This is a genomic window from Paenibacillus sp. P5_B5 (genome assembly GCF_056400365.1).
On the sequence record NZ_JBFULK010000006.1, the window covers coordinates 200,611 to 218,525 of the forward strand.

A 17,915-nucleotide genomic window follows, 5' to 3' on the forward strand; every position below is an offset into this window, starting at 1 on the left:
CAGTCTACTACAGACTGTTGCTTATTTAAATCTACCAATACTATGCGCATATTCAAGCATCCGAGCATACATGTCGGGTGCTATTGTTTTGAGTGGATAGAACTGGGGATGGCGCGAGTTGACTTCGAGGATCCAGAGATGACCACGCTCATCGTACGCGAAATCAATCCCGAGTTCATACATGTCTGATTTTTTTGAGCTTAGGAATTGAGCTACTTTATAAGCTACTCGATTGACATGTTGTAATCGGGAAATTCTAGTAGTAGTGGATAACCCCAGATGATTGAAGAGATTATTCATAAGCACAATTTTACCACCTTGGTAATAGTTGTTGACGATCATATTAGCTCTGCCTACTTTGGCAAAGGTTCCTGTTACGGTCCAATCTCCTGAAGGCTTACGCTGAATCATCGTACGTAAGTCATAAGTGCGCCCATTTACTTTATCTAATGAAATTCCTTGCTGGATAATGAGCTTTCTCCGAGAGAAGTGCATCAGGTAACGATACAGTTGATCAAAATTTGAGAAGGATTTAACTTGCTGTTTAGTTGTTTGAAGCATGTAGCCAGTTGAACTCTTTTTTACTCTAAAGATACCGATTCCTTGTGAGCCAACATTAGGCTTAATGTATAGCATGGGATAGCGTGCTGCCATTCGTTGTAGGTTGATTTTATTGAAAGAAGTGGTATGTGGAAGCATGGGTTTAATACTATTATTTGACGATAAATAATGATGTGCTAGTAATTTTCCCACAATACGACTACTTCGATAATTTTTATTACTCATTAGATTCACCTCAACATACTCTATGTCCTAATAAGGTGATAGGATTGTGCGGATGGTTATTTTTCTAAAAATGGCAGTGCTGGACAAATTATTTAAAGTGATAATAATTATGTTATGATAGATGTAACGTTTTTTTGGCAAATGAAATAGAATTCTTATCTAATAATTACTGGAGTGGAATCAGTTGGAGAAAGTAACTTTAAAAATCAGTCAAGGTGTATTAAGCGTAGAAGAAATACGAATAGATTCTGATCGTGAGAATGTGTATGTCATGTTCGCTGTGCTTGGGGCAAGTGGAGAATGGGAATTAAGTGTAGGGTCCGCAGAAACTGCATATAAAGACCGTGTATATGTGTCAGTAACGGATCAGTATACACAGCAAGCTGTGATAGCAGAAGCTATTCCTGTGTTGTTAAATGCTCTTGAGATCAAGATGGTCAAACCAGAAGATGCTGATGAACTGACCGCATATACCAACGCACATAGTAAGCTATCCGAAATGTTTGCTCGCTGAGAGAGTTAGGAGAGTAGATCAGGAATGAAGATCGGCTTAGTTCGACATTTTAAGGTCAAAAGAGGATTCCCAGAGAAGCGATTCATAACGGGTCATGAATTCATGCAGTGGGCAGATGAATATGATAAATCCGATATTGAAGTTGGTGAGTCTAACTTAGAAGGAATTAATTGGAATAGATGTCTATCAAGTAATCTACATCGAGCTTCCAAGACGGCTCAGCTCATTTATTCAGGAAAGATTTCGATTACAGATCAATTGAGAGAAATTCGTGTATATCCTATTTCTAAGCAGAAGATGAAGCTGCCCTTTATCGTTTGGATCTTGCTTGTAAGGGTAGCTTGGTTCTTTAATCATAAGTCTCAACTTGAAAGAAAAAGTGATGTTGAAGCGAGGATTAAGGGAATTGTAGATGAAATGTTATCTTACACAGGAGAAGATGTTCTCATTGTAAGTCATGGCGGATTAATGCTTTATTTAAGGAAAGAGCTTATCAAGAGAGGGTTCAGTGGACCCAAGTTAAATGGAACTCCTGTTAACGGCAAGCTATATGTATTTGAAAAATTATAAAACACGCCCATGACTTACGACATGGGCGTGTCTTTCTATTCCTTATTTCGACTGATCGTGAAATTCACAGTACCACCTTTAGCTATAGGGGTTCCGGCTGCAGGTTCTTGATTAATAATAGTTCCACTTGGCTGATCACTATTTTCTTTAGTAAAGTTAAAATGCAGTTTGTTCTCTAATGCTATACGTTTTGCTTCCTTCTCCGTTAATCCAATTAAGTTCGGAGTGGCTATAATCTCTTGATCGGACTCTGCAGTATCACCTACCGAATCATCCTTCGGTACCTCTTCAGATTGTGTACCATCTGATGGCTCGGTTGTTGGCTTCGTTGTCGGTTTTGATGTTTCTGTAGCATTCGGCTCTGTCGGTACTGGTGTAGACTTGTCGTTGGAAGACGGATTAGAAGTCGATTCCACTTTGGTTACTAGATTCTCATTCTTGTTAGGATTGGATGAGGTGAGCAAAGTAAATGTAAGAAATAGAATGCCAATGAAGACGATACCAGCTATCATGATACCTGCAATCAACTTCAATTTATTGCCCCAAGAACGGTTGGACGTTTCCTCATAGGAATCATCCTCGTCATACCCATCATACTGCACATCTTCTGCGAGATTCTTATTCTTGTATGCGTCATACTTGGACTGTGGCTCACGCTGCCTTGTTGATTGTTCATTAGCTCTAGTAGCTTGTTCGTATCTCTTGGGTACTTGTTCATGCTTAGTTACCTGTTCATTCCTCGTGGGTACCTGTTCATGCCTAGTAACTTGTTCGTTCCTCGGGAATACCTGCTCATGTCTAGTTACTTGTTCACGGGTAATTGGTGTTACCAGTGGTTTAATAGAATCAGGAACCTCTAATATATCACGTAAGCCCAAGATAAACGTTAATAAAGAATTATCCCCTCTAAATACGCGCCGAATGAGAGCAGCTAATGCCTCTTGTTGCTTCGCCGTTAAATCTTCAAATGAGCGTAACAATTGGTACTGTACTGACTCTAGTGTTTTGGGAATCACACAGGACTGCGAATGTAATTGATACATTAATAGGCATAGTCCCATAGAACTTGTTTGCTCAGTTTCAGCTTGCGTCCAGTAATTGATAATTTTAAGTTGGTTATCGTTAGTTAACCAGAGATTCTCACCGGTGACGGAGTAACCATATAAATTATCCTCCATTGCTGTGTGCATACTCAGACCAAGCTCATAAATCTTGGAGAGAATTTCCCGAGAGGTAAACGATTGGTGCTGGATGGATTGAATGAGCGGTTTACCCGAATAAGCAGTGAAAACAACATAGACATGACCGTCGATCACACCTGCATTAAGGACATGACAAAAGCTTGTATTATTAAGATGGGAGACTTGACCGATGATACGCTGCAAATCCTCGGTATTTCCATCCTTTTCTTTGTTGAAAATATAAATAATAACATCACGCTGTAAAGATAATTCTTTCCCTGCGTACAAGACTCCATCTAATAGAGTTTGAATCGCATAGGTGAGTTGATATCGATTCCCGATGAGTAATTCCATGCTTCAACTCCTCCTATCTTTTTTTACAATATGTCGTCTATTATGATGGAAAACTAGGTATTTTGCAAAACCTTGATAGAAGAATTGATGTTGAAATAAACGATTTCAATTAAATTGCATGAGAAAAGGGATGGTTATCCCATCCCCAAATCTTAACGTCGATACTGATGCAGTTTCGTTGCAATGTCCGATAAATTTACTTTATTTACTTCGTAAATTAAGTTGATGTAGGATTCAGGGAATCTCTCAATACCGCTGTAAGCACCGCATAATCCGCCTGCCATGGCCCCAATCGTATCGCAATCGCCACCAAGATTAGCAGCTAATAATGCGACACGTACAGGATCTCCTTTAGCATAATAGGAGAGTGCAATTGCGGTAGGGACAGCCTCTGTAGTGGCAACTCCTGCTCCGATTAAATGGTATATTTTCCATCATAAGCTGACTAGGTATTGCCTAGAATTTGCTGCCAGTCATACATAATTACTTTAATATCTGGGGTAGCTCAAATGTCCATAGTCCTGTCCCATTACCGTCAACAGGTCCCCCAGCTACACCAAAATCGTTATCATTGATGATGACGAGCTTATTACCACCAACTAATGTTATGCCTTCAATTTTCTCATATGGATATTGAAATTCTACAGCATCTAGAAGAGTGCGTTTGGTTGGAGTTACGATGTTCTTTGCTTTTAAATCAGCAACGGACATTTGTTCTAATGTTTGGCCTGCTTTAGCGTTGTCGTACTTGCCAGTAACGTTCGTTGATTTACTTAAGTCGATCATATAGATTTTTTTGAGCTGAGCATCTTTACCTGCATTTTTATCACGTTCGTCTACTAATAACATGTTTTCATTCACCACATAGATGTCTGAAATGACGATGTCTGATTGTTTAAGTTTATTGAAATTCTGGACATTTTCAGTGACATATGCGTACTCAGCTTCAACTTGAAGAGTGCTCAAGTTAATTTTGGCAATTCGCAGAACTCTCGAATTATCAACGGATTTATCAGGATTACGAAGTGGACTTTGAATAGCAGTGAACATCCATTTACCATCAGGTGTGATGCTAAGGGCTTCAAGTCCACGATTGGATCTACGCTCACCATAAACAGCAGGTAATGTTTCTTTGAGCGGAACAGCTGGAGATTCTATGCTTGCTGCTAAACCTTTAGGAACAATACGTTGAATTACTGTACCGTCACGCTTGATTTGAACAATCGAAGGGCCGTACTCTTCGGACATCCAGAACGTATCATCGGAAGGATTATAAGCTAGCCCTTCAAGATCAAGACCGTATGGATCAAAATTTAAAGTACTTGTGCCAGTTACATCGTAAGCAGGATCGTCATGGCCCTTCACATTCGGTAGTCCACTGATATATTCATTACCTGTAATAGGGTTAATGCCATTTATTTTGAGTGGAATAGTTTCTAGAATTGTAATTTTGCCGGATTCAATCGAGATTTTATAAATAGTTGGTGTGAATTTAGGTATTGGGAATGTTTTGATATCTTTACCATCGACAGTCATATCGCCGTTAGGACCACGATCAGTTGAAGAATAGAAGACATTGTCAGGATCACCTGGGATATGTAGGAGAGTTGAACCCATACCCATTTTAATACCAGGCTCTAGATCAGGGGCTTGCAATGTGTATTTGCCTGTTAATTGTGGTTTACCTGTAAATGAGATGGTGCTTGTGAATTCATTCCAATCCACATATTGATTGAACATGGAACCAATGGATGCTGCAGATATGTACGTGTGTCCATCTATGCTAACCGGAATGTCTTTGGACTGCTTTACATCACCATTCACATTAAATTGAATCGAACTTGTGTTTCCTGTTACAGTGCTCTGATTGGCTGCATAACTATTGGCTGGATTGATCAGTAAAGCTCCACTTAATATAGCTGCTATAGCAATTTTCTTATTCATATTCTAACGCACCCCTTAAATTGATTTGCCTACCCATCGATTATGTATGATGTAAGTAAACGGATGATTAACGGAGTGTAAAAGGAGTGTGAAATTTAAGATTTGATCCATAAATAAAACACCTCAACCCATAGATTGGGATTGAGGTGCTAGCATTTGTTTATAAAACTTATTCTACAATTAATTTACCAATCATTTTACCGTGATCAGCGCCACACATGATGCCGCATTTGTACTCGAATGTACCTGCTTTGCTTGCTACAAACTCGACAGGTGTATTTTGTTTATCAACAGATACTTTGAATTCTGGAATATCGACGCTATGTGTACCTTTATTATTCACATAGGACAGCTTCACTTTCTGTCCCTTCTTTACTCTAATTTCCTTTTGATCAAATTCGAACGATGTTGCTGTTAGTTTCACTTCGAGTGTAGGTTCGCTAGAAGTAGCAGTTGTATCTCCACCACCGCAAGCTGTAAGGCCCATAGCAACTGCTGCTAGTGAAGTGATAAGTAGGGTTGTTTTTAATTTTCTTGTGATTGAATTTCTCATGTATATAATCCTCCTAAATTTAGAAAATAATTCTAATTATTTATATTATTTAGTTATTTCAAAATAAGTTCGCAGAGTAGGAATAGCTGTCCCTGGGTGATCATCTAAGTAAGTTAACTGAGGTCTCAAATATAAGTTGGGTTGAATTTCTTGCCCTTTATATATACCTGGATAAATATCAATTAGCTGATAGCCTGGATCACCAGTAGCAATGAGTGGTAGCTTGATATTTCCTTGGCTATTAAATCCACAAATGTAACCAATATTCGCATTGTTATAAACAACGTTATACGTATTGTCGTATTCGGTCCAACCAGAGCCTTTGATTGTGATTGTAAATGGTGTACCTGCAGGGCCTGATTTTGGTGAGATATCAACAATAGAAGGTAGAATCTTCAGATAAGTTTGTCCATAAGTTTCTTCTTTGGCTTTAATTTCAATCAGGTGAGGCAATCCGCCTAAATCATCCGGTACAGCAAAATTATAAACAAACTCACCTTGATCGTTCGTTGTCATCTCGCCCGTTCCTAGAGGAAATATCTTCTCTCCAAATCCAGCTTTCGTGACGCGATTACCGACCATTGTATGCCAATTGAATGTAACCTTCTCATTCTTAGGTAGGCCTGTACCTTTCATGACAATCTGTTCGCCAACAATTCCCTCTGATTTATCTAATGTAATCGTAACACCAGATTTATTCACAGGATCAGGAAGCTTGATACCTCCACTTGCAGCTTTGGGTGGAGCTTCTACATAAGTCAGTGAACCTGAGCCGCCTACAGGATTACTATCGGTTACGTTAAAAGTAAAGTATTGTGTATGAATATAATTAATCGCTGATTGTGCTCGGTTTAAATACGGTAAGCCAGAAGAACCACCTTCGATGGTCATCGTATGCTCGCCAACCTTGCCAGTAGCACGCATCTTTCCTGTTGCTCTACCATTCGTTGATACCCCAGTGATCATGCCTGTGTAGGTATTATCATAATTAAGATGCCACAAGCTGCCATACATCTTGGCACTGAGTCCTTCACCATGGATTGTAATTTCTGTTCCAATTGGACCAGATGTAGGTGAAATGGAGAAGAAGGTTTCTACGAAATAGTTAGCTTGAGCTACCTTCTTACCGTCTTGCTGAATCATAACATCATGGTCATCCCCGAATCCTTCTGGAACGACGAACTCACCGTTCCATTTACCGGAAGCATCAGCTTGACCTGAAGCAATCTTCTTTTCTACAGGCTCGTACTTGGTGCCTATATAAGAATAATTGTTCTTGTCAATGTCATAAGAGCCTATCATATCAGACCAGATTAGGTCTAGTGGTTGATTCGGTATTAATCCTTCTGCTTCAATCTTAACCTTGCTTCCAATTCTTCCATTTACTTGATCTAGTTTCATTGTGCCTTGCTTTACTTCGGCAGCACTAGTAACTTCCTTGGTAGTCGAATCTACCTTGGCTGTTGAAGCAAACTCATCTGTACATCCTGATAATAATACGGAAGTTATTACGACCAGCGATAATCCAAAATTCTTATATCGTAATTTGATCTTATTCATAATAAATGATGAATCCTCCTAATGGTATTAGCAATCAATAGCCATGGGTTCGCATGACGAAACTCCGTGAAAGCTCATGCTAAAGTTATTTCTTAGTAGCAGCTTCTAGTGCTTTCTTAGCTTCATCGCCGCCAATAGGAGTACCTGGTGCAACAATGGTCACTTTGGATAGGGATACGTTAAATGGATTGTATTCTGCCTTTTTCTTACCATTCTCAGCGACAATCTTATAATCAAGTGTACCTGTCTGTGCATCCGCCGGAACGTCATAGCCAACAGACCATAGCTGTGTAGCTTCTTCTCCGTGTTTACCTAGAACCATTGGCATTTCCTGACCATTACCAAACACAAGCTTCACATTAGCACTATCCACTAGTTCATTGTTTGAACTATCGGTTACTAATGCACGGAATACGATGCGGTCTCCAGGATGGTAGCGGCTTTGGGCAACACATACGTGACTTAGAAGCGTATCCCCATTTACGACAAGATCACCTTTGACGCTCTTGACACCATCAGAAGCTGCATCTGAGCTACATCCAACTAAAGCACCAGCGAGTAATAATCCAGCAGTTAGATGTGAGATTTTCTTCCTTAACATTTGTACATTCCTCCAAATTAGTTTAATGGTAAATTATTTAATAATTATAATTAATCATTTAATTTTAAGCAATGTATTTATTTTCATTTAATAATTATTGTAATTTATTCAGATAGCTCAAGTGCTGCATCTTAAGGATTGCATAAAGAAAAGTCAGCAACCTGAACGACAGGCTGCTGACTTTTTGACTTTAATACATGCTCTTTATTTATATTCACCTAACAAGTAGTTGTAGAAAGGAGCATCTACCCAGAAATTATAGGATTCAACAGTTACTTTAGGATCAATTTTCTTGAGTCCAGCAACAACATCATCACTTAGCTCTTCTAATGAGAAGGACTGTGCATAGTAGTTTCCTTTGCTAATTTTGTTATTCGTGATCACTTTATACTCTTTTAACTCATTTTGAGAGTAATAGAGTGGTTGCCACCAAGAGGAGGCAATAAGTCCTTGCTCATCTTCGGCATCTTTCTTAGCGTAGGCAGAAATGATCGCATTAAAATCATCTTTCTGCTTAACAGTTTCAAATTCGAATGAAATATCATATTCCTTCGAATAAGCAATAAAGTTACCGTTCTCGATCTGAGTTACATGGTAATCATCAGTTGTAACGGGCTCTCCCCATGCTTTCAAGTAAGTGTAAGCAGATGTTTTAGGCTCTAATTGTACCTTAGCATTAACGCCTTCGCTTCTTAGTAAACCGATCAATTGAAGCGCATGGGTAATGTCAGAGTGACCATAAGTAATCGACAGCTTGGAATCAAAATTAGGCGTGAATCGTTTATCCTTAAGGTTATAGCCCGTGATGAGCTCTTGTTTCAATGCTGTATCGAAGATCTCTCTTAAATCATCAGCAGAGATAATATCTTGTGTGCGATAGGATTCATAGACTTTGGTATAAATATTATCATCTTGAACGAAACCAAGGTAATGCTTGTACTTACCATGGAAGTCTAAGACTTTGCCAAGTAGAGTAGAAGCAGCTTCTGAAGAAATAGGAGCATTTGCTTTAAAGTTAGTGAAGTCTTTGGAAGAAATAATGCTTGTATCTACAGCAACAGCGAGTAGTTGTGCAGCTTGATGACTAAACTGCTCGTAGCTCACATTAATTTTGCTTAATGCAGCACGAATTTTAGCTTCTGGGTATGTAAAGCCAAGCTCTTTGAAATTAGAAGCATTCACAGCAATGATAATAGCATCTAGTTGTGATAGTTTTTTATCCCCATTAAGAGTCGTCTCTGTTAGTATACCTCTAGCGAATAAAGCATTAGCTGCTGTATAGTAAGGGCTGTCTTCTGACAAATCGATTAATTTATTCTCTTTAACTTCTGCATCCAATGCTAGAATTTGATTCACAGCATTTACGAATTCACCTTTAGTTAGTGATTCTGAAAGCGTAAGTTTGTAGTTGTTTAGTAAGTATTGCTTAGATTCGCTTGTAGTTACAGCTTGCGGTGCACTCGTAACAACCTGCTGTGTTGTTTCTGCGAAAGCCTGTTGTGATAATACAGATACACCAGATAATAATAATGCGGATACTACGAGTGATTTTAAGGGTTTGTTCAAATGCTTCAATGTTACCTTCATATTATGTATACCCTCCTAATTTTCAATAATCAAATTGGAATACTTTGGATTAAATAATAATTAGAATATTATACGATTTTTAAGAGTTTGTCAAGAATATCGTAATATATTAGAATACTCGAAATAAGGAAATAAGGACTAGAATTAACTAGTCCTTAGAGTGTCGAGAAACCCTATGTTATTGGAGGGCTTCTTCTCTTTACGTATAAATAGATAAGCAGATTATTTAATTATTTGTTTAATTTACTTTTTTTAGATTTATTTTTTGATTTTGAATTAACGCGAGCAATTCTACCCTTTCTTCCAGAGCTGTTTCTAGGTGTACTCTGAGCGTTAACTTCACAAGATTCTTCTTCTACTTCTCTGACGACACGTACATGTTGAAAGACTGGTACACAGTGGTGCCTAGTAACGATTTCAATAGGATGAATAACGCGTATGATTTGTCGATGACACACATCACGAAAAACCCTCACAGGTGGATCTACAATTGTTTCAGTAGGGCAAATGGGATGACAATTAGACATTTAACAATCAACTCCTTTCTTCACTAAACTCCTCCATAGTATATGGGATATGCATCATTATGCTTGTTCATTTATCCTTGGTTATTGGTTGTTGAGCTCGTTATTTTTACAGATCCTAGATTTTTGGTACAATAGAGTTGCGCATAGCAATAATAAACAACATTGTAAAGGAAGAACATCACACCATGGTATTACTTGAAGATAAGTTAGATATGAAAGCTTGGGCAAGAATCAATAAAGATAAAGTCGGCAAGGGGATACACAAGCCTAGATTCCGAAAGCCCAAAAAATGGGTCGTTCAGAACCGAGTACTGATGTCTGTATTGATGGTTGAAGATGTGAAATTATCCGAATTAGCAACTGAAATGAAAGTATCCACACGTACAGTAGCTGCATGGATTTATCAAGGAATTAAACCAACTGAAGAATATAGAGCCTTTATTTCTTTTAAGTTCGGTTTGCCGCAATGGGTCTTGTTCTACGATGATCAGATGTACGATAGGGTTGCACCGATCACGGATAAGAAATTTAATAAAGGAGTTCTGCTAGGAACTAAGGTTAACCGAGTGCTTACAGGTCTCTTCGCTGTACATAATCTTTCTCCGTCAGAATTCAGTCGGTTAAAAGGAATCGCTCCTGCAACTACTCGAAAATATATGCATATAGGTGCTTATCCCGATTCGCAGTACAGACAAATTTATTGTGATTATTTTGGTTTACCAGAAGAAATCTTATTTTATGAATGTCTATAAAAATGTTAGTAGAAAGCCTTTGAAGCTTGATTTCAAAGGTTTTTTTGTTGTTCAAAATTTTGGTGAGCTTGTATCCATATTGTATAGGCTGTCTGCAAGCAGCGCACAATACGCTAGGCAGCACATCTTTTGGAGTTATGAAAGGAGTAACAGCTTGCCGAATTTGATTGCAATTGGTGTAAGTGTAGGTATTTTATCGGGTATTTGGGCATCTGGTAGCATGTCATTGGGATTGATTACATACGCTGGTTTTTTTGCTTGGTCAAGCTACTTTTCTGCTGGTGGAGGTAAGAAGGGGATGATGAACTCCTTGCCTACTAATCTAAGTGGAGTCGTTTGGGGATATTTAATGGTACAAATGTCAGCTTTATTCGCTATCTTATTTGGAGATACACTTGGTCTCGGAATAGCGGTAGCAATTGGTGCTTGTGGGATGTGCTTGCAATCTAGGTGGAAGGTGCTTGGGTTTATTCCAGGTACTTTTATCGGAAGCTCTACATATTTTGCGACAGGATATCAATTCGTAGGCAGTATCTCGGGACTCATTCTGGGCACAATTTTTGGTTATTTATCTGAAAAGGGTGTATCGCTATTAATTAAACGTCCATAGAAGGTTCTATCTATCTGAATTTAGGGTAATTAAATTAATTTTGGGAAACATTATTAGGTATCAATTAGTTCTATTTTCCATAAAAAGTCTTATTTAAACAAAAGTTCAATTATACATTTACATATGTTCAATGTAGAGGTATATTATTTTTGATACACATAATTTTACAGCATCATTTAATGACCATACCCATACATACATGCATTCATTTATTATTCTTTCCACATAACTAACAAGACTACATCACAAGCTGGAGGAAGAAACATGAATTTTATTTTTGTAATTGTTGGTATTATTTTTGTGTTTGCTGTAGGTTATCTACTTAGCTTAAACCGTAAGGGAATCAAATTTCGGCCGATTATTATGATGCTTATCGCCCAAATTGTTCTAAGCTTTATTATTATGAATACGACAATCGGGCTCACGATCATTAAGTTCATCTCGAATTTATTTGATGCTTTGATGAACTTTGGTATTGGTGGCGTTAATTTTGTGTTCGGTGATTTACAGAATGAAGGTGGAAGTACCTTCTTCTTAAATGTATTACTTCCGATTATTTTCATTTCGATTCTGATTGGGATTTTAAACTTTATTAAAGTACTTCCTTTTATCATTAAATATGTTGGAATCATACTTAGTAAGCTTAACGGTATGGGGAAGCTTGAGAATTATGTGGCGATCTCCGCTGCGTTACTCGGTCAATCCGAGGTATTCCTGACAACCAAAAAGCAGCTGGATGTGGTATCCAATAAGCGACTTTACACCTTATGTACATCAGCAATGAGCGCGGTAAGTGTTGCGATTGTTGGAGCGTACATGACCATGCTAGAGCCGAGGTATGTTGTTGTTGCGATCATATTAAATATTTTCTCTGCATTAATTATCGCAAATATCATTAATCCATATGAGCTCACATCCGAAGAGGATATGGCCGTCATTGATGAAGACAACAAGCATGAGAAAGAATCGTTCTTCCAAATGATTAGTGAAAGTATTATGGATGGCTTTAAGGTAGCGATCATCGTTGGAGCTATGCTAGTTGGCTTCATCGCTTTGATGAATATGATCAACTTTATTTTTGAAATGATCTTCAGTATCTCCTTTCAAGCATTTCTTGGCTACATATTTGCTCCAGTTGCATTTATTATGGGTGTGCCGTGGGGTGAAGCAGTCGAGGCTGGAGGAATTATGGCGACTAAGCTTGTTACGAATGAATTCGTAGCAATGCTTAACTTTCAAGATATTGCGAGCAATCTATCTGACAGAACCATTGCGATTGTATCTGTATTTTTAGTCAGCTTTGCAAACTTCAGTTCAATTGGCATTATTACAGGTGCTGTCAAAGCATTGAATGAGAAGCGAGGGGCCGAAGTAGCTCAGTTTGGTCTCAGACTATTATGCGGTTCTACGCTTGCTTCCGTTTTATCTGCTTCTTTAATTGGCTTGTTCTTATAAAATAAGCTCATGAAGCTCATATAAATTAAGGAGATGATTAAGATGAGAATGGTTGATCTTATTGAGAGCAAACGTGATGGTAGTGCACTTACCAAGCAAGAGATCGATTTTATTATTCAAGGCTATACGGATGGTTCGATTCCGGATTACCAAATGTCATCATTTCTTATGTCTGTATTCTTCCAAGGTATGACACCAGCTGAGACAGCTGATATGACAATGGCAATGGTGAACTCTGGGGATACAATCGATCTATCTGCTATTGAAGGAATTAAAGTGGATAAGCATAGTACTGGCGGTGTTGGTGATACGACAACGATCGTGCTAGCCCCTCTAGTCGCAGCTGTCGGTGTACCAGTAGCTAAACTGTCAGGTCGTGGACTCGGTCATACGGGTGGAACGGTTGATAAATTCGAGTCGATTCCAGGCTTTCAAGCGGAGATTGGGAACGAACAATTCATTAAACAGGTGAACGAAGTTAAGGTTGCTGTAACAGGTCCTACAGGGAACCTTACACCAGCTGATAAGAAAATATATGGTTTGCGAGATGTAACGGGTACGGTTAATTCGATTCCTCTTATGGCTAGCTCGATTATGAGTAAGAAAATCGCTTCTGGATCTGATGCTATCGTTCTGGATGTGAAGGTTGGCGCAGGCGCATTCATGAAGGATCTAGATAGCGCGAAGGATTTAGCTAAAGCGATGGTGGAAATCGGTAATAACGTTGGACGTAACACGATGGCGATTATTTCGGATATGAATCAACCACTTGGCTACGCGATCGGTAATGCACTTGAAGTAAAGGAAGCGATCGATACACTGCGTGGAGAGGGTCCTGAAGATCTGCATGAGTTATGTCTTACACTAGGAAGTCATATGGTCGTGCTAGCTAAGCATGCTGATAGTGTAGAAGCTGCTCGGAATATGCTTGAAGAAGCGATTACTAGTGGAAGCGCGCTACAGAAATTCAAAGATTTCATTCAAGCACAGGGCGGGGACGCATCGATTGTGGATGACCCTAGCAAACTTCCAGCTGCTAAATATCAGATTGAAGTGAAATCCCAAGAGGATGGCTATATCTCCGAGATTGAAGCAGATAGCATTGGTACTGCAGCGATGATCTTAGGTGCTGGTCGGGCGACGAAAGAATCGATCATTGATTTAAGTGTAGGCTTAATGCTGCATAAGAAAATTGGAGATCAAGTAAAGAAGGGTGATGCCCTTGTTACGATTCATAGCAATAGGGAATCTGTCGATGATGTGATCAACCGTATTTATGAATCGTATCGAATTTCGGCTAGTAAAATCGATTATCCGACACTGGTGCATGCAGAAATTCATGCAGAAGGATAGCAACAATATAATTGGAGGGCTTTAACATGAATAAACAACAAATAGCAGGAATGATTGATCATACTCTTCTAAAGGCTGATGCGAGTAAAGAGGCAGTTATTAAACTAGCTGAAGAAGCTAAACAATATCGTTTTGCATCGGTTTGTGTGAATCCAGCTCAAGTAGCAACTGCATATGAAGTGCTTAAAGATACACCTGAAGTTAAGGTGTGTACCGTAATTGGGTTTCCTCTTGGAGCGTCAACTCCTGAAACTAAAGCCTTTGAAACGACGGATGCAATTGCCAAAGGGGCAACGGAAGTCGATATGGTTATTAACATTGGAGCACTCAAAGATAAGGATGACGAGCTTGTAGAGCGTGATATTCGCGCGGTGGTTGAAGCGGCTAAAGGCAAAGCTTTAACCAAGGTCATTATTGAAACCTGTTTATTGACGGATGAAGAGAAGGTACGTGCATGTAAGATATCTGCTCATGCCGGAGCAGATTTTGTTAAGACTTCAACTGGGTTCTCAACAGGTGGTGCTACGAGTACAGATATCGCATTGATGCGTCGAACAGTAGGACCGAATATCGGTGTGAAGGCTTCAGGCGGTGTGCGTAGCTTTGAAGATGTGCAAGCAATGATTGAAGCAGGCGCTTCTCGGATTGGCGCTAGCTCCAGTATTGCGATCGTGAAGGGTGAACAATCGAATTCAAGCTACTAAGAATAGCTACTAAGAATAGATTATCGATAATGCCAAAACGACCCGGAATGGGTCGTTTTTGCTACTTCTTTTATAAGAGAAATTCATACAAATAAGCAATGGAAAACTAGGAGGTCAAGCATGCCTACATTGGATACAAATACACATGAATCTAAGAGAATTGTGTTAATAACTGGAACATCAAGTGGCTTCGGATTATTGACAGCACTAGAATTCGCTCAAAGTGGATTTCATGTGATTGCTACAATGCGTAATCTTGCCCAAAGTGATCGCTTATTGCAGCAAGCTCAGCAATTAGGCTTATCCGAACAGATTGAAGTCATGCAGCTCAATGTGACTGATCATCAGGCTATTCTACATATCGTTTCACAGATTATGGAGAAGCATCAACATATTGATGTGCTTGTTAATAATGCTGGAGTTGCCTATGGTGGATTTATTGAAGAAATACCGATGGAAGACTGGTCCATACAGCTAGAGACCAATTTCTTCGGTTTGGTTGCGGTGACACAAGCGGTTATACCGCATATGCGTGTAAGAAGAGAAGGTAGAATCATTAATATTAGTAGTGTAAGTGGTAGATTCGGATTCCCAGGCTATGCACCTTATGCGGCTTCTAAATTCGCTGTTGAAGGATTCAGTGAATCACTCCGTTTAGAGATGCTTCCATTTGGCATTTATACGGTATTAATTGAACCAGGGTCCTATAATACGGACATCTGGTCCAAAGGATTCGACCAAATCTCATCACGTGCTAGTGAGGAATCTCCTTATCGTCAGAGCCTCGAAGCGATTCTACAATTCTCTCGGCAATCGGCCGAAACCGCAGATGATCCTCGTAAAGTCGCGCAGAAGATTGTACAGGTAGCCAAGATGAAATCACCTAGATTAAGGTACATGCTAGGCAAAGGTTCTTCTCTATCTTTATTAGGCAAAACGCTATTACCATGGAAATGGTTCGAACGAATCGTACTTAAACAACTAAGTAAATAATTTTGGCTCTGAATCAAAATCTGTGCTTGCTAAAGACAGAACCATATGCAGAACGTAGAGGAGGGGACGGATTTGTCCTGGAGAAGCGAAGCGTTCGCCTTTGCCACCGGATTTCTACCGCTATAAGCGGTATACGATCAAGAAATCTGGGGGCAACAGTGATCGTAAGGACAATCCGTCCGCGCAGCGGTCATCTATCGGCATCTTACAATTTTTCAAGCACTGATTTTGGTGTTGAGCCATAATTTTACTGCACATCTATCTATTTTATTAACAAGCATCTGGCATAATTGTTTCTTAAATCAGGTATATATGGTACTAACTCTATTATTTGAGGAGATGGTAGCATGATTTATGAACAGCCAGGTTCAGTAAGCAGTAAAGTAAACTTTCGAAGTCGCTACAATAACTACATAGGAGGAGAATGGGTAGCACCAGTAAGGGGAGAATATTTCTCTAACCCATCACCTGTTAATGGCAAAGTGTTCTGCGAAATCGCTCGGTCAACAGAAGAGGATATTGAGAAGGCACTAGATGCTGCTCATGCTGCTAAGGGAGCGTGGGGGCGTACTTCGCCTGCAGAACGATCACAAATTCTGAATAAAATAGCAGACCGGATGGAAGCTAATTTAGAAATGCTTGCGGTTGCGGAAACTTGGGACAATGGCAAGCCAATTCGAGAATCGCTTGCTGCGGACTTACCACTAGCGATTGATCATTATCGGTATTTTGCCGGTGTAATAAGGGCGCAGGAAGGAACGCTTGCTGAACTGAATGAGAACACAGTTGCTTATCATTTCCATGAACCGCTCGGTGTTGTCGGACAGATTATTCCTTGGAACTTCCCCATCCTAATGTCTACTTGGAAGTTAGCTCCGGCTTTAGCTGCGGGTAACTGCGTTGTCATTAAGCCGGCAGAGCAGACTCCTGCTAGTATTATGGTCTTGATGGAACTCATCGGCGATTTATTGCCTCCAGGTGTAGTCAATGTTGTAAACGGCTTCGGACTTGAAGCGGGTAAGCCCCTTGCCTCAAGTAATAGAATATCCAAGATTGCATTCACTGGCGAGACGACAACAGGACGATTAATTATGCAATATGCTTCAGAGAATATTATTCCTGTGACACTGGAGCTTGGTGGTAAATCGCCAAACGTGTTCTTCGATGATGTGTTTGCTAAGAATGACCAGTTTGCCGATAAGGCACTTGAAGGCTTTACAATGTTTGCGCTCAATCAAGGAGAGGTATGTACTTGTCCGTCACGTGCACTAGTACAGCATAGCTTCTATAGTGATTTTATGGATGCTGCTGTGAAGAGAACAAGACAGGTGAAGCAAGGTAATCCACTGGATACCGATACAATGATTGGTGCTCAGGTATCAACGGACCAACTCGAGAAAATTATGTCCTATATCGATCTAGGTAAACGAGAAGGTGCTCAGCTGCTAACAGGCGGTGAGCGTAATGTATTAGCAGGTGATTTAGCTGAAGGCTATTATGTAACCCCAACCGTATTTGCTGGGAATAATAAGATGCGGATTTTCCAAGAAGAAATTTTCGGACCGGTTGTATCCGTTACTAGCTTTAATGATTATGATGATGCGCTAGCGATTGCCAATGATACTCTGTATGGGTTGGGTGCAGGAGTATGGACACGTGACATGAATACGGCTTATCGAATGGGAAGAGGTATTCAAGCTGGGCGCGTATGGGTTAACTGCTATCATGATTATCCAGCACATGCAGCCTTCGGTGGTTATAAGCAGTCCGGCATCGGACGGGAAAATCATAAAATGATGCTTGGTCATTACCAGCAAACCAAAAACCTGCTTATCAGCTACAGTCCTAATGCGCTTGGGTTCTTCTAAGGT

The 17,915-nt window shown here is 39.6% G+C and carries 18 protein-coding genes; 10 read left to right on the forward strand and 8 right to left on the reverse strand.

All coding sequences use genetic code 11. The features are described from left to right. Positions 1-21: 21 nt before the first annotated feature. Positions 22-786 (reverse strand): YheC/YheD family protein, encoded by a 765-nt coding sequence (locus AC1DOK_RS10845; RefSeq protein WP_477554283.1) that lies wholly within the window; start codon positions 784-786, stop codon positions 22-24. Positions 787-970: 184 nt separating this feature from the next. Here AC1DOK_RS10845 and AC1DOK_RS10850 point away from each other — a divergent pair, with 184 nt between their 5' ends. Beyond that, positions 971-1,300, forward strand: coding sequence for a hypothetical protein (locus AC1DOK_RS10850; protein WP_477554284.1), 330 nt, complete (start codon positions 971-973; stop codon positions 1,298-1,300). A 24-nt stretch (positions 1,301-1,324) separates the two neighbouring features. Next, positions 1,325-1,870: a histidine phosphatase family protein gene (locus AC1DOK_RS10855; protein ID WP_477554285.1), complete on the forward strand. Its 546-nt coding sequence runs from the start codon at positions 1,325-1,327 to the stop codon at positions 1,868-1,870. A 35-nt stretch (positions 1,871-1,905) separates the two neighbouring features. Here AC1DOK_RS10855 and AC1DOK_RS10860 read toward each other — a convergent pair whose 3' ends face one another. The 7 genes from AC1DOK_RS10860 to AC1DOK_RS10890 form a co-directional block, all read right to left on the reverse strand. Then, positions 1,906-3,405 carry a PASTA domain-containing protein gene (locus tag AC1DOK_RS10860; protein ID WP_477554286.1) on the reverse strand — a complete coding sequence of 500 codons (1,500 nt, stop codon included), beginning with the start codon at positions 3,403-3,405 and terminating at the stop codon, positions 1,906-1,908. A 152-nt stretch (positions 3,406-3,557) separates the two neighbouring features. Further along, positions 3,558-3,833 carry an ADP-ribosylglycohydrolase family protein gene (locus AC1DOK_RS10865; protein WP_477554354.1) on the reverse strand — a complete coding sequence of 92 codons (276 nt, stop codon included), beginning with the start codon at positions 3,831-3,833 and terminating at the stop codon, positions 3,558-3,560. A 55-nt stretch (positions 3,834-3,888) separates the two neighbouring features. Then, on the reverse strand, positions 3,889-5,349 hold the full coding sequence (locus tag AC1DOK_RS10870) for an esterase-like activity of phytase family protein (RefSeq protein WP_477554287.1): 1,461 nt from the start codon (positions 5,347-5,349) through the stop codon (positions 3,889-3,891). 169 nt (positions 5,350-5,518) lie between these two features. Continuing rightward, positions 5,519-5,902 carry a cupredoxin domain-containing protein gene (locus AC1DOK_RS10875; RefSeq protein WP_477554288.1) on the reverse strand — a complete coding sequence of 128 codons (384 nt, stop codon included), beginning with the start codon at positions 5,900-5,902 and terminating at the stop codon, positions 5,519-5,521. Between the two features lie 45 nt (positions 5,903-5,947). Beyond that, positions 5,948-7,462 carry an IPT/TIG domain-containing protein gene (locus AC1DOK_RS10880; protein ID WP_477554289.1) on the reverse strand — a complete coding sequence of 505 codons (1,515 nt, stop codon included), beginning with the start codon at positions 7,460-7,462 and terminating at the stop codon, positions 5,948-5,950. Positions 7,463-7,547: 85 nt separating this feature from the next. After that, a complete protein-coding gene (locus AC1DOK_RS10885; protein WP_477554290.1) occupies positions 7,548-8,063 on the reverse strand; it encodes a hypothetical protein in 516 nt (171 codons plus the stop codon). Between the two features lie 204 nt (positions 8,064-8,267). Then, positions 8,268-9,650 (reverse strand): hypothetical protein, encoded by a 1,383-nt coding sequence (locus tag AC1DOK_RS10890; protein WP_477554291.1) that lies wholly within the window; start codon positions 9,648-9,650, stop codon positions 8,268-8,270. 712 nt (positions 9,651-10,362) lie between these two features. Here AC1DOK_RS10890 and AC1DOK_RS10895 point away from each other — a divergent pair. The 8 genes from AC1DOK_RS10895 (at position 10,363) to adh (ending at position 17,912) form a co-directional block, all read left to right on the forward strand. After that, entirely contained in the window at positions 10,363-10,929 is a 567-nt protein-coding gene (locus tag AC1DOK_RS10895; protein ID WP_477554292.1) for a hypothetical protein, read from the forward strand. Between the two features lie 154 nt (positions 10,930-11,083). After that, the gene (locus AC1DOK_RS10900; protein WP_477554293.1) at positions 11,084-11,539 is read left to right on the forward strand and encodes a DUF1097 domain-containing protein; all 456 of its coding nucleotides are present in this window, start codon (positions 11,084-11,086) and stop codon (positions 11,537-11,539) included. Between the two features lie 264 nt (positions 11,540-11,803). Further along, positions 11,804-12,994: a NupC/NupG family nucleoside CNT transporter gene (locus AC1DOK_RS10905; protein WP_477554294.1), complete on the forward strand. Its 1,191-nt coding sequence runs from the start codon at positions 11,804-11,806 to the stop codon at positions 12,992-12,994. A gap of 42 nt (positions 12,995-13,036) precedes the next feature. Continuing rightward, positions 13,037-14,347 (forward strand): pyrimidine-nucleoside phosphorylase, encoded by a 1,311-nt coding sequence (locus AC1DOK_RS10910; protein WP_477554295.1) that lies wholly within the window; start codon positions 13,037-13,039, stop codon positions 14,345-14,347. Positions 14,348-14,373: 26 nt separating this feature from the next. Continuing rightward, the gene (deoC, locus tag AC1DOK_RS10915; protein ID WP_477554296.1) at positions 14,374-15,051 is read left to right on the forward strand and encodes a deoxyribose-phosphate aldolase; all 678 of its coding nucleotides are present in this window, start codon (positions 14,374-14,376) and stop codon (positions 15,049-15,051) included. A 120-nt stretch (positions 15,052-15,171) separates the two neighbouring features. Further along, entirely contained in the window at positions 15,172-16,044 is an 873-nt protein-coding gene (locus AC1DOK_RS10920; RefSeq protein WP_477554297.1) for an SDR family oxidoreductase, read from the forward strand. A gap of 26 nt (positions 16,045-16,070) precedes the next feature. Further along, entirely contained in the window at positions 16,071-16,289 is a 219-nt protein-coding gene (locus AC1DOK_RS10925) for a hypothetical protein (protein ID WP_477554298.1), read from the forward strand. Positions 16,290-16,391: 102 nt separating this feature from the next. After that, positions 16,392-17,912, forward strand: coding sequence for an aldehyde dehydrogenase (gene adh, locus AC1DOK_RS10930; protein ID WP_477554299.1), 1,521 nt, complete (start codon positions 16,392-16,394; stop codon positions 17,910-17,912). Positions 17,913-17,915: the final 3 nt, after the last annotated feature.